The following is a 13,224-nucleotide window of genomic DNA, read 5'->3' as shown; positions in this document are numbered from 1 at the left end:
CTCTGAGGCCTTTGCGGTTTAAGTGTTCTTGTTTTTTATGACAGAGTTTCAGGATTAAGTTACTAAAGTATTGCAAAAAAAGCAATTTGCAATTTGTAAAAATCAGGGTCAGAAAAATCTGTATCAGTAACTTACCATTTCAATCCTGCACCGAAAAACAAGAAGTTTTTTAACCTTGACAAGAGCAAAAAAGTCCAGGATGCGAATTCTTCAGCCTTCAGCCTTCAGCCTTCAGCCTTCAGCCTTCAGCCTTCAGCCTTCAGCCTTCAGCCTTCAGCCTTCAGCCTTCAGCCTTCAGCCTGAAAATCAAATTATCGCCCCAACTTAACGCTCATTGTTTAAGTTGGGTTGTGGGCAAACCCATCATGAAGAGTTAAACCATCTTCACCTGATATATCCCTGTTCTTCAAGAAACAGAAATACTTCCTGGGCTGCCTCTGTGGGGGTGAGTCTGGTTGTGTCTATGCTAAGTTCAGGACTTTGCGGGGCTTCGTAGGGATCATCAATTCCGGTTACGCCTTTAATGATTCCAGCCCTGGCCTTGGCATAAATACCTTTACGGTCTCTTTGCTCACAGATTTCCAGAGGAGTGGACATAAAGATCTCAACGAATCCTCCATAAGGAGAGATCATCTCCCTAACTGTGTGTCTGGATTCATTGTAAGGCGCGATGGGCGCACAGATGGCTATTCCGCGATTTTTAGTAATTTCAGAAGCTACAAAGCCGATACGCTGGACATTCAGGTTGCGGTGGTCCTTGGAAAAGGTCAGTTCGCTGGAAAGATTTTTACGCACGATATCACCATCCAAAAGGGTTACAGGTCTGGTGCGCATCTCCATAAACCGGACATAAAGTACTTTGGCAAGTGTGGATTTTCCTGATCCGGAAAGCCCGGTAATAAACACGGTAAAGCCTTGGCGATGCCTGGGTGGGTAGGCTTTTTTCAGCTCCTGAACTACTCCGGGAAATGAAAACCACTCGGGAATATCCAGATCATATTCCAGCCGTCTTTTGAGCTCTGCCGAAGATATTTCCTTGACCTGCATATTTTCCTGAACCTGATCAACAGGGAAATATTGGGCTTTTTCCTCTACATAGACCATGTTCTGCAGCGGAATCATCCGGATATCCACATCTTGTTCAAGAGACTGGATAAGTTCCTGGGACGCACCAGGAGAATAAAATCTCTCATGGTTGTTACCGGCAAATGGATCACCGTGGTCATCTTTGACCATAAAGTGGGTGCAGCCGTAATTACGTCTGACTATGGCCTCCAACAAAGCCTGCCTGGGACCGGCCAGCCTTTTCTCCAGCGGGATCAGGCCAAGCTGGATCATATTGCGGGGAAAGGTTTTGATAAATTCCTGATAGCAACGCACCAGTGTAAAATGATCCAGATCCTCTGGACCAGCTCTGCCAACTACAGGCTGAATAAAAAGATTGGCTCCAGCTTCTCTTGCTGCCTGAAGCACCATCTCTCTATGTGCACAATGCAGATGTTCTTCTGTCTGAAAGCCTGCAACTTTTCGCCATCCCCTCTGTGCAAATATGCGATGTGTTTCCGCAGGAGTAGTGCGCAGTTCAGCAAAGTCATAATGCAGAGGTAAATGCAGCCCTTCGATAGAACCAGCCACAAACCAGTCCTGCATTTCCTGGTAATGTTTTCTCACCCCGGGATGTGCTTCTGGATCATCAGTTCCATACACTGCGCGAGCATAGGTGGGTTTATCATGTTGCCATGTTTCAGATACCTTTAGTATTGCAAGCAAAAAGCCCTCTTCATCCCGCAATGCCAGATTAGTTCCGTGTTTTAATGTATCTGCTGCCTTCTGGGTCACATCTAAGCAGATGGGGACAGGCCAGACAGTACCGTCTGTCAGACGCATGGACGTAAGTACAGATTCATAGTCTTTTTGCCCCATATAGCCGGACAAGGGATAAAAAGCCCGGTTAAGAAGAAGCTCTAAATCACAAAGCTGTCTCTGATTAAGGTCAATGGAAGGGAATGCAGAAGCTTCCTGCCTGAGGCATTCAATACGCCTGAAATGAACTAAAAGATTTTCTGAGTGGGAGTTGTGCAAGGGTGACTCCGTGTGATGTTATTACTATCTGATGGAGATATTGGTTATCTGATCAACAAAAAAAAATCAATTACAAAAGACATTTGTTTGCCTTGGTCCGTCCCGGCTGAGCCAGTCCACTGCTTACCTTAAAAAAGGTGTATCTGTTTACCACATTATGCTACTTTCAGATAGAGTCTGCATCCTGATTTGTTTTCGCCATTGCTGCTTGTTTGACCAGTCCTGAGCCCGTTAGTGCCTTACTCCTGAACCCTGTCATAAAAAACAAGAAAAATGGTTTTGACTTACAGGCTCATGCTGGGAGTTTGCAGTATCAGAAAACAAATCAGGATGCAGGTTCACCTCGCACCATGGTGAATAGTTATAAAAAGGTAAACTTTTTCACAAGTTGTAATAATAAAAGCTGTTTTAACGTTCAGTTGACATAAGCATGCAATAAATGTTACAGATTTTTGCAACTTTTCACCATTCAACTGCCTTCCTGTAAATCGCAATGCAAAACACTGGCTCCCGGAACAAGTCCGGGGGTGACGGTTAAAGAAGATGTTTATTCTTTACCATCATTCCGAGGAAAGCCGGAATCCAAAAAATAGCTTAGCACAGAAGACAGCTTAGCGAGCAGAATAAAAACATGCTGAACAGATAATAAATTTTTAATATACTTTCCAGTATTTAATTGTTCAGGTATTCTTCCAGAATTTTACTTGTTATTGAGGAAATTACCAGTAAAAAATATGGAGAATAATTATGCAGGATCACTCTGATAATGAAATGCAGCAAAGCCCGTCCAGCCAGGCTCCAGGTCGTTTAATTAAAGAATGCGGTTTTACACTTCACGAAATAAATGAAATGTCTGCTGAAGAGATTCAGCTGAAGTTTTATGAGCTTCTTGAACACAGGACAGAACTTGAGCGGCAGAACCAGGCCCTTGTCCAGGACCGGGAAAGGCTTAAAAGATCCTGTGCGCATTATTATGAACTCTACGACAAAGCTCCCACAGGCTATGTTACTATCAGCACCAGAGGGAGGATTCTTGAGGCCAATCAGGCTTCGGCTTATCTTCTCGGAATGAATCGGGAAGATCTTACGGGTCTGAGATTTAGCGGATTTATTTATGCAAAAGATCATAAAATATTCTTACAGCACCGCAAAGAACTCTACAGATCCAGGCTGATGGGCACGGTGAAGACCTGTGAACTGCGTGTGGCCAAGCCTGGAGGAACTTTTTTCTGGGCTTGTCTTGAAGCCGCTGCTATCAGGCATATTGATGGTTCCATTGTCTGCCGGGTGGTGATAAACGACATAGATGAGAGAAAAAGGGCCGAAGAAAAGCTTTATCAAGCCCAGGAGCAGTTCAGGATAATGGCTGATGGCTGTCCGTTCATGATCTGGGTCTGTGATCATAAAGGTTGCTTAATCTTTGCCAACAGTACACATCTTGATTTTTTTGGAACCAGTCTGGAAGAAGTTCAGGGCAAAAAATGGCAGCCTCTTCTGCATCCGGACGACCAGGATGCTTATACCAGGAAGTTTATGAAGGCGCTGCGTGAGAGACGTTCTTTTGCAGCTACTGCCCGTGTTCAAAGGCATGATGGACAGTGGCGCTGGATCATGTCCAGAGGAGAACCTGAGTTTTCCGCTTCAGGAGAGTTTCTGGGCATGGTGGGAAGCAGTCCGGATATTACAGAAATGGTTGAATCCAGGCAAGAGACTGAAAGAGTTAATCACCTTCTTCAGCAGGCACTGTCAGAAAGGGATAAGTTTTTTTCCATAATAGCCCATGATCTTAAATCTCCTTTTATAGGTTTTTTGTCCTTTATCAGGTTGTTGAATGAGAAATTTGAAAAATTCAGCCTGGAGGAGATTAAGAATATGTCAATGCAGATGAAACATTCCGCGGAGAATCTTTACAGTTTACTGGAAAATCTGCTGGAATGGTCAGTGCTCAAGCGTGATGCTGCTGAATATAATCCAGGTCTTTGCTGCCTGTCAGATGTGGTAAATGAAAATATCCAGCTTGTTCACCATCTGGCCGCGCTTAAAGATATTTCGTTTCAAAACAGTATTTCTGACGGCATGCAGGTTTTTGGGGATAAAACAATGCTCAAAATGGTTTTACGCAACCTGTTCACCAACGCAGTGAAATTTTCACCCCCGGGAGGCCGGGTGTTTGTTAAGGCGGAACCAATGGAATCCCTGGTTCGGATTTCAGTTGCTGATGAAGGTATTGGTATGAACCAGGAGACAATTAAAAAAATGTTTTCCATACAACATGCGTCCTCACGAAAAGGTACCAGCGGAGAAAAAGGCACTGGCCTGGGGCTTCTTCTGTGTAAGGAGTACACAGAAAAAAACAGAGGTGAAATCTGGGCTGAAAGCGCGCCTGGCAAAGGAACAGTGTTCTATCTCACTCTGCCGGTAACAAATCTGGAAGACAGTACCAGGAGAGCAGCCAGTGATTAATATCCTGATAGTTGACGACGACGAGCTTTTCAGTCTGGGGCTTTCAGACGCCCTGGCCGGCGAAGGTCGCCGGATTTTTTCAGCAGCCACCCTGTCTCAAGGCTTGAGGTCAGCACACTCCCGGGACATGGATATTGTCTTTCTCGACATGCAGTTTCCTGAAGGAAGCGGCATGGATATTTTGCCAAATCTTAAAGCACTGCCCAACTCCCCGGAAATCATTGTGATCACCGGCTCCCTGGAAGAGGAAAACGCTGAAACAGCCATACGGGAAGGTGCCTGGGATTTCATCAAGAAGACAAGCAGCCAGTTGGAAATGAAGCTTTCATGTGAAAGGGCTCTGGATTACCGGAGCAAACGCATGGCCCTTTTCCCGGTTCAGCGTGAAGGCATTGTCGGCTCCAGTCCTGGTCTTATGTCCTGTCTGGAAGAGACAGCCAAGGCAGCCAGAAGCCAGGCTGAAGTCTTGTTTACCGGGGAGACCGGTACTGGCAAAGAGGTATTTGCCAGGGCCCTGCACGCCAACAGTCCGCGCAGGGATCAGAATCTGGTAGTGGTGGACTGCGCATCCATGACTGAAACTATAGCCGGCAGTGAGTTGTTCGGTTATCGCAAAGGAGCTTTCACAGGGGCGACCTCTGATAAACCGGGTTTGATATATCAGGCCGACAAAGGAACTCTGTTTCTGGATGAGGTCAGTGAACTGCCCCTGAGTCTGCAAAAGAGTTTTCTGCGTGTTCTGGAGAATCAGACTTACAGGCCTTTGGGACAGTCCCATGAGTCTGTGAGCAATTTTCGGCTAGTTTGTGCCAGTAATCGTGATCTTCATGACATGGTCCGCAAGGAAGAATTCCGCGAGGATCTTCTTTTCCGGATTCAGACCGTGACCATCAATATTCCGCCCCTGCGAGACCGCCTTGATGATCTTGAAGATCTTGTAAGTTACTACCTGAGGGAAATATCCAGAGAACTAAGCCTCCCGCGCATGAGTGCTTCTCCTGATCTGACAGATCTTTTTGCAAGTTATGACTGGCCTGGTAATGTGCGTGAACTGGTCAATGTGCTCAAAGCATTGAGCGCGTCGGCGCCTCAGGAACGGGTGCTTTATCCTTCCCATCTGCCCCGAGATCTGCATGTCATGTTTCTCAAACACGCTAACCGATCAGATCCTCACACAACTATTGGCAAGCCCATGGCTGATCCTGTTTCCGCAGCATTAAAACAGGAACTCCTTGATCATGACTGGAAGTCTTTTTGCAAATTCAGCAGGGCTGAATACGAAAAGAAATACCTGAAGAATCTGATGAAAGTCTGCGATAACGACATAGACAAGGCAATGATTCATTCAGGCCTTAGCAAGCCCAGGCTGTACAGTCTTCTTAAGAAGTACAGCATTCCCCGCCCATCCAGGATCGATAAGAGCAGACAGTCCACATAGCCGGCCTGAAAAAACTGCTTAGCTCATATCTAAACAACCTTTATTCCATACCACATACCTTCATAATTCTCTCACGCTCTGCAAAGGGAGCATGTTCCGGACACGGGAGCATTACGCGTTTCTGAAAAGTTAATCAGAGACTGTCCCGAATCCAGGGACAGCCCCGTGCCAAACCATCATTAACAGCTTTAACTCAATAATAGATATAATCAACAGCTCATATCTTTATTGTTTTCATAAGCGCTATAATGCTCGCCTGAAACTATCCGTATTTGCTGAGTGACTGTTTAGCGTAAGTTACCAAAGTATAAAGACGGTAAACACCCTGCCCATATTCTTGTTTCTTGATAATTAATTCTTGTGAAATAAGATTTTATTGGATTATTGTGCATTTTTATCCATAAAGTGCAGTTATTTCAAGATGTTATGTTTTGATGCCCGTATTGGCAGGGTTTATGAGAAATGTCTGTGATTACAGGTAGTTACATGTATATTTTTGGCTGGCATTGTTATTGAAGGAGGCTACTTAATATGGGGCATCTCCTGTTTTCGCTGATCATCATTTTTTCTGACCCTGAATTTACTCACAGAAAGCTGTTGCCAGTTTCGCTATTTGCTGGATGGAGATAAGCCTCAGCACGTTAGAGATTGCCGCGCTCGCCCCAGTTGAATGGCTGCGCCTACACTGCGTGTATTCAACGAGGTAAAAAGACTCGCTCGCAATGACACCTGAGCTGTCAGGGATGTAGTTGCTGAAAACATGTCACCCACGAGGGAGCCTGAGTGACCGAAGCAATCTGTATGGTAAAACCATAATACTCTGTATTTATAAGCTCCTCACCCGGGCGGACCGGGACCGAACCTGTGAGTAACTGAAAATGAGTCTCCTCTATGGACATTGGGACAGTCCCCGCGAGGTACTATAAAAAAGATTAATGCTGCATTGGTTCCTGGAAGAAATTTGCTTTGATGAAAAAATCTACACAGCGAGGGACAGTCCCCCTCCGGGCTGTATGCCTCCGGGCAGGAAGCCGTGCCACATGTAAATGGCTAAACTATTACGAAAATTTAAATCGCAAAGGCCGCAATGCCATAACTCTGTTCTCAATCTGTTAGGTTTGTAAATATGTATGATAAATGTATTTCAGAGCTTACTCCATCAGGCAGCACATTTACCTGCAGGAATTGCCCTGACTATGACTGCCCTAATCGTATGGGCAACGGGTTGTTTAAGCTGTCTGTTGAACTGCAGGGACCTGTTAACAGTCCTCCGTTTGTGGCCAGACTGTATCTCAGAAAAGGCAGGCTTGGAAGATTCAGGATTCAGTTACAGGAAAAGAGAAATCAAAATCTGAATATATTGTATGGAACACTTAATGTGCGCTATGGCGATATTATTGAATGGAGCAATAATGGAGTTCGGTCTCTGGGTATAATTGATGAGAACGGGGGGTTAATAAAATTTGACATGTTATATTCGTGTGTCTTGTTTCATGAATCGTTAAAAAACTATCTTACAAGCAGGAAAATTAGGCACATCATAAGATATATAGCCCTTGAGAAGGAAAAAAAATTCCATGCGGATAAAAAAGGCTAATGCGGGCTGTGCCCACAACCCAAATTAAACAAGGATCGTTAAGTTGTGGCTATAACTGGATTTTTCAGGCTGAAAGCTGAAGGTGGAAAGTTGAAGGCTGAAGGCTGAAGGCTGAAGAATTCGGATTTTGGACCTTATTGGTCTTGTCAATGATTAAAATTTTCGTAACTGTTCAGCAAGATCAATAAGAAGACCCGGACCCCGGATCAAGTCCGGGGTGACGGTTAGAGCAAATAGTTGGCCTTTTTCGTCATTCCGGCGAAAGCCGGAATCCAGGGTATTTTAATAATTTTATAGCTAATGTGGTGAATAGATACAAATTTTCTTGCTTTTTATTACAGGCTTGGAGCGGTAAGTTACTAATATTTGTCCATAATAAGAGGTAAAAACACAGCAAGTTAGCAGGAGCATGAAAAATGTGTAACAACTCAGCAATTTACATGCGGCATGGGGACTGGCTCTCTGAGCTTACAGCCTTCCTAAAAAGAAGGCTAATCTGTTACACAAACATCATATGCTGAATCACCTCTGACATCAAAGTAAAGGAGGCAAATTATGATAGCAGGCACTATTCGTGATCTTCTGGATCAGGCGGGCATCACTGTCAACGGAAGCAAACCCTGGGATATACATGTCTATGATGACCAGTGGTACAAAAGGGTGTGGAAAGAAAAGAGTCTTGGTTTTGGTGAGTCATACATGGAAGGTCTGTGGGACTGCCAGCGCATCGACCACATGGTCTGCCGGCTTTTTAAAAGTGATCTTGTGGCTCAGGTTCGGGGAAGCATAACATATCAGATGCAGTTTCTGGCCGGGATTCTTTTTAACCTCCAGTCCCGCATGCGCAGCCGCATTGTGGCTGAGCGTCACTATGATCTGGGCAATGACCTGTATTTTTCATTTTTAGACCCTTACCTTCAGTACAGCTGCGCGTATTTTGACGATACAGATGATCTTAATGAAGCACAGCAGAAAAAACTGAATCTTATAGCAAAGAAGCTTGCTTTGAAGCCGTCGGATACTCTCATGGATATAGGCAGTGGTTGGGGCGGTCTGGCTCGTTTCATGGCAGAAAAACAGGGTTGTGAAGTCACAGGAGTGAATATTTCCAAAGAACAGCTCAAGCATTCCAGGGAGCTTTGCAGAGGCCTGCCGGTTAAGTTTTTTGACCAGGACTACCGCACAGTAAAAGGCAAATATGACAAGATTGTTTCAGTGGGTATGTTTGAGCATGTGGGGCAGAAAAATTATCGCGATTACATGAACGCAGTTGATTCCTGTCTCAAGGATGACGGAATCTTCATGCTCCAGACCATCGGGTGCAATGAATCCAAAAAAACATGCGACCCCTGGATTACCAAATATATTTTTCCCAATGGAATGCTGCCTAGCATATCCCAGGTTGCCAGTTCAGCGGAAGGTCTTCTTAATATTCAGCACCTGGAAAATCTGGGTCCTCATTACGACAGAACGCTTATGGCCTGGCATTCCAATTTTCAGAAAGCCTGGCCTGAACTTTACAGAAAAAACAAGAAATACGACCAGCGTTTCAAGCGTATGTGGGAGTTTTACCTTCAATCCTGTGCCGGAGGATTCCGGGCAGGAATCAATCAGTTGTGGCAGATAGTCATGACCAAACATTTACCGGAGAGAAAGAGCTTATGAATATGGAAAATAAGAACTTTGAAATTGCAGAGAAGGCTGATTGTTCAGATCAAAAAGTTCTGTCTCAGAAGGTCCAGGAAATAGCAGGCACTAAAATGGAATCCAGCGACAAAGGCTTCGGCAGTGCTGACGGGTTTAGTGTATATATGCGGAGACTGAGCCATTACCCCGTCACGAGCGCAGAAGAGCAGCTGGAGATGGCCAGAAGATATCAGGACAAAGGAGATCAGGATGCCGCCTGCATGCTCGTCTATTCCAACCTGCGGCTGGTGGTGAAAATTGCCATGAAATATCAGCGAAAGTGGATGAACAACAATCTGGATCTGATTCAGGAAGGTAATGTAGGGCTCATGAAAGCTTTACAGAAATTTGATACTCAACGGGGCGTAACATTTTCTTATTACGCTTCGTTCTGGATCAAGGCCTATATCTTAAAATATATCATGGACAACTGGCGTATAGTTAAAGTCGGGACCTCTCATGCACAGCGCAGCCTGTTCTACAACCTGAGCAGGGAAGAGCAGCGCCTGGAGTCCCAGGGAGTAAAACCTGATTCAGAGACAATCTCAAAAATACTGGATGTATCTGAGTCTGATGTTGTGGAAATGGGGCAGATAATGGGCAGCCATGATCTTTCTCTGGATATGCCATACAAAGGTGATTCCGATGTTGCCCCCAAAGATATTCTGCCCACCACGGATGAGGGAGTTGAAAATACATATCTGCAGAAGGAAACAGCAGTTTTCTTGAGAGAGAAAATCAGGGAAATGCTTCCTGAACTTAATTACCGGGAAAAAGACATAATCAGATTGCGGCTCATGGCGGACTCACCCCTTTCACTGAGAAAAATCGGTGAAAAATACCATATTACCAGAGAAAGAGTGCGCCAGATTGAATCAAAACTTCTGGGCAAGATAAAAGGTCATATTCAGGATGATCGGGATGACTTTTCAGCAGAGTGGATTGGAGGTGTTTGAAAGGATTATTTTAGCCATCAATTATATATCATTACTTTCAAACGCTGTCAGTATTACATTTTTTGCTTTTTGCCTGCTTGAGCCAGGGGGTATCAGTCCATATCAAGCTCAAACAGGCATAGCCAGTCAGTGCATCAGCTTGGCATTACCTGATTGTTTACCGAGATGATGCAAATGATTGCTTTAATGAACCAATACAGGAGTTTTTTATGAATGTTCAGACCATCCCGGAGCTGCTTTCATCCAGAGAAATTGATGAGAACCATGAGGCTGTCATCGTATTTTACAGGGATTCGGTGGAGACCATTTCTCGAAGGGATATATTTCAGCGTTCAGGTCAGCTCTGCGCCGGCCTGATTGAAGCCGGACTGGAAATCGGGGACAGGGTTGTTATTATGGCCCCCAACAGTGCTCACTGGGTGGTAACCGCCCTGGGAGTAATGTACGCAGGCGCGGTAATTGTTCCCATTGATACCCAAATGCCGGGTGAAGACCTTGAGCACGTTCTTTCAGACTGCGAGCCACAATTTATATTCACCACTTCGGAGCTGAAGAAAAGAATAAAAAAAACCCCTGAAAACGTACAGGTCAGACTATTTGATGCAGAAGAAGATGATAAAAACAGCTGGAAAGGACTGCTTAGTTCAGAAACAGCCAGGCCAAGAGCGAAAAAGGATGATCTGGCGGCAATTTTTTATACTTCCGGCACCACTGGTCCGCCCAAAGGGGTTCCCCTTACTCACTTTAACATAACCAGTAATATGGATTCCCTGAAGCCGGAACGTTTTATTAACCAGCCTGACAGGATGCTGGTTCCTCTGCCTTTTCATCATGTCTATCCATTTACAGTGGGTCTTATGGCTGAGCTTATGATCGGAGTGGCCATTATTGTGCCCTATTCCTTAGTGGGACCGCAGATTCTAAGGGCTCTGCGCCAGGGCAAAGCCAACGCCATGCTTGGAGTGCCCAGACTGTACGAAGCCATATGGAATGCCCTGGAAGGAAGGGTTTCCGCGCGCGGCAGAATTGCCTCTGCATCGTTTAAGTCAATGATTAAAATGTCAATGATTTTTCGACAATATTTGAATATCAGAATTGGAAGGTATCTCTTTTCCCGCCTTCACAAGAGTCTGGGACCGGATTTGCGTCTAATGGTCGCAGGAGGTGCGGCCCTTGATCCTGATCTGGGAAGAAAATTTCAGGCTCTTGGGTGGGAAGTGGCTACAGGATATGGCCTGAGTGAGACCTCGCCTATCCTTACTTTTAATCCTCCTGATGAAATCAGGCTCGAAAGCGCGGGCAGGGCTCTTAAGGGCGTGGAGCTGTCCATAGATGATTCAAAATCCCAGGACAAAGTCGGGGAAGTCATGGCCAGGGGGGCCAATGTATTCAGTGGGTACTGGAACCTTCCGGATAAGACTGAAGAAGTGCTGGACCAGGACGGCTGGTTCAGGACCGGGGATATGGGCAGCATGGACAAGGAAGGATTCCTGTATCTGAAAGGCCGGAAATCAGCCATGCTTGTTCTTTCAGGCGGAGAAAACGTGGATCCGGAACGGGTTGAAAAAAATCTGACCCAATCCGGACATATTCGTGAGGCCGGGGTGCTTGAAGACAATGACCGCCTGGCAGCAGTGGTTGTTCCGGAAACGGATTTAGTCCGTGAGGTGAGCCCAGACAAAATTCAGCAGCATGTTGAAAAGACAGTTCAGGAAGAATCAAAAAATTTGCCCAGTCATCACCGTCCATCTGTTTTGCGCATCACCATGGACCCACTGCCCAGAACCCGCCTGGGGAAACTGCGCAGACACAAACTCAGCGAGCTGTTTAAGAGCCTTAAGGATAGTGATGTGGCATCAGAAGCAAGTCCTGAACCAGTTTCTATTGATGCAATGTCACCCGAGGACCAGCAGCTCCTGTCTGATCCAGCCGTCAGAAGTACCTGGGACTATCTAACAAAGCAGTATGATGATCAAAGACTCTCTCCTGACAGCAGCCTTTCCCTTGATCTAAGCATAGATTCCCTTAACTGGGTTGAGCTGACCATTGCTCTTCGGGATAATGCAGGAGTCGAGCTGGATGATTCCGCTGTGGGCCGGGTGCAAATCGTGCGGGACCTTTTGCGCGAGGCTGCAGGAGCTGCCAGTGCAGGGACAACAGGAAAAGATCTGGTTGAAGAGCTCAAGGAGCCTGAAAAAATGCTTTCATCTGAGCAATTGAATCTTCTTAAATCCCCGGGCAAGACTCGTCGGCTTGTTTCTTCCATAATATACGGGATAATACGCCTGCCTGCCCGGCTTTTTCTGCCGGTAAAGATCAGCGGCAGACTTCCGGAAAATGTTCCAGTGATCCTGGCCCCAAACCACCAGAGCGCCCTTGATCCCCTGGTTATTATTACTGCCATGGACAGGGATAAATTGAAATCTTTTTACTGGGCCGGCTTTTCAGGATTGTTTTTTACCAATCCCCTGACCCGCTGGCTCAGCCGCATAGTACGTTTGTTGCCGGTAGATCCCGGGGCCGCACCCCGTGCAAGCCTGGCCCTTGCAGCCTCTATTCTCAAGCGTGGAGACGGACTTATCTGGTTCCCAGAGGGTCAGAGAAGCCCGGATGGAAAGCTGCAGGAATTCAAATCCGGCATTGGACTGATTCTGCGGGCAGAGCCTGTACCGGTAATACCCGTATTTATTAAAGGAACCTGGGATTTGATGCCGCCAGGACGCCTGCTGCCCCGTCCGGGGAAGGTCGAGATCATTTTCGGCGAACCTGTAAGTCCGGAGGAATTTACCATGGACGAGGCTGAAATAGCAGATATGATCCGTTGGAAAGTTGAGGCATTGAGTAATAAATGATTCAAACCATAATACTAACGCGGATTGTACCCGCAACCCAAATTCAACAAGCATCGTTAAGTTGTGGCGATAACTGAATTTTTTAGGCTGAAGGCTGAAGGTTGAAGGCTAAAGGTTGAAGGCTGAAGGTTGAAGGCTGAAGGCTGAAGG

Annotated in this window: 7 protein-coding genes; 6 read left to right on the top strand and 1 reads right to left on the bottom strand. The window is 45.8% G+C overall.

Going from position 1 to position 13,224, the window contains the following annotated elements; translation table 11 throughout:
- Positions 1-384: 384 nt before the first annotated feature.
- Positions 385-2,082: a bifunctional sulfate adenylyltransferase/adenylylsulfate kinase gene (locus LZ23_RS20235; protein ID WP_045217156.1), complete on the bottom strand. Its 1,698-nt coding sequence runs from the start codon at positions 2,080-2,082 to the stop codon at positions 385-387.
- Between the two features lie 747 nt (positions 2,083-2,829).
- On the opposite strand from LZ23_RS20235, the gene LZ23_RS20230 reads away from it, so the two are divergent.
- From LZ23_RS20230 to LZ23_RS20200, 6 genes are all read left to right on the top strand, one after another.
- The gene (locus LZ23_RS20230; protein WP_045217155.1) at positions 2,830-4,545 is read left to right on the top strand and encodes a PAS domain-containing sensor histidine kinase; all 1,716 of its coding nucleotides are present in this window, start codon (positions 2,830-2,832) and stop codon (positions 4,543-4,545) included.
- Complete coding sequence (locus tag LZ23_RS20225) at positions 4,538-5,983, top strand: sigma-54-dependent transcriptional regulator (protein ID WP_045217153.1); 1,446 nt, start codon at positions 4,538-4,540, stop codon at positions 5,981-5,983. Before LZ23_RS20230 ends, LZ23_RS20225 begins: the two co-directional genes overlap by 8 nt.
- A gap of 1,126 nt (positions 5,984-7,109) precedes the next feature.
- A complete protein-coding gene (locus LZ23_RS20220; protein WP_157493361.1) occupies positions 7,110-7,580 on the top strand; it encodes a hypothetical protein in 471 nt (156 codons plus the stop codon).
- A gap of 555 nt (positions 7,581-8,135) precedes the next feature.
- Entirely contained in the window at positions 8,136-9,245 is a 1,110-nt protein-coding gene (gene cfa / locus LZ23_RS20215; RefSeq protein ID WP_045217150.1) for a cyclopropane fatty acyl phospholipid synthase, read from the top strand.
- Positions 9,242-10,222: a sigma-70 family RNA polymerase sigma factor gene (locus LZ23_RS20210; RefSeq protein WP_045217149.1), complete on the top strand. Its 981-nt coding sequence runs from the start codon at positions 9,242-9,244 to the stop codon at positions 10,220-10,222. Before cfa ends, LZ23_RS20210 begins: the two co-directional genes overlap by 4 nt.
- 209 nt (positions 10,223-10,431) lie before the next feature.
- Complete coding sequence (locus LZ23_RS20200; RefSeq protein ID WP_045217145.1) at positions 10,432-13,074, top strand: AMP-binding protein; 2,643 nt, start codon at positions 10,432-10,434, stop codon at positions 13,072-13,074.
- Positions 13,075-13,224: the final 150 nt, after the last annotated feature.

The organism is Desulfonatronovibrio magnus (assembly GCF_000934755.1).
Lineage (GTDB): Bacteria > Desulfobacterota > Desulfovibrionia > Desulfovibrionales > Desulfonatronovibrionaceae > Desulfonatronovibrio > Desulfonatronovibrio magnus.
This window is presented reverse-complemented; position numbering and strand designations above follow the sequence as displayed.

Coding starts and splice junctions, on each gene's coding strand:
- LZ23_RS20210 (WP_045217149.1), top strand. CDS start 9,242: ATGAATATGGAAAATAAGAACTTTGAAATTGCAGAGAAGGCTGATTGT.
- LZ23_RS20220 (WP_157493361.1), top strand. CDS start 7,110: ATGTATGATAAATGTATTTCAGAGCTTACTCCATCAGGCAGCACATTT.
- cfa (WP_045217150.1), top strand. CDS start 8,136: ATGATAGCAGGCACTATTCGTGATCTTCTGGATCAGGCGGGCATCACT.
- LZ23_RS20200 (WP_045217145.1), top strand. CDS start 10,432: ATGAATGTTCAGACCATCCCGGAGCTGCTTTCATCCAGAGAAATTGAT.
- LZ23_RS20230 (WP_045217155.1), top strand. CDS start 2,830: ATGCAGGATCACTCTGATAATGAAATGCAGCAAAGCCCGTCCAGCCAG.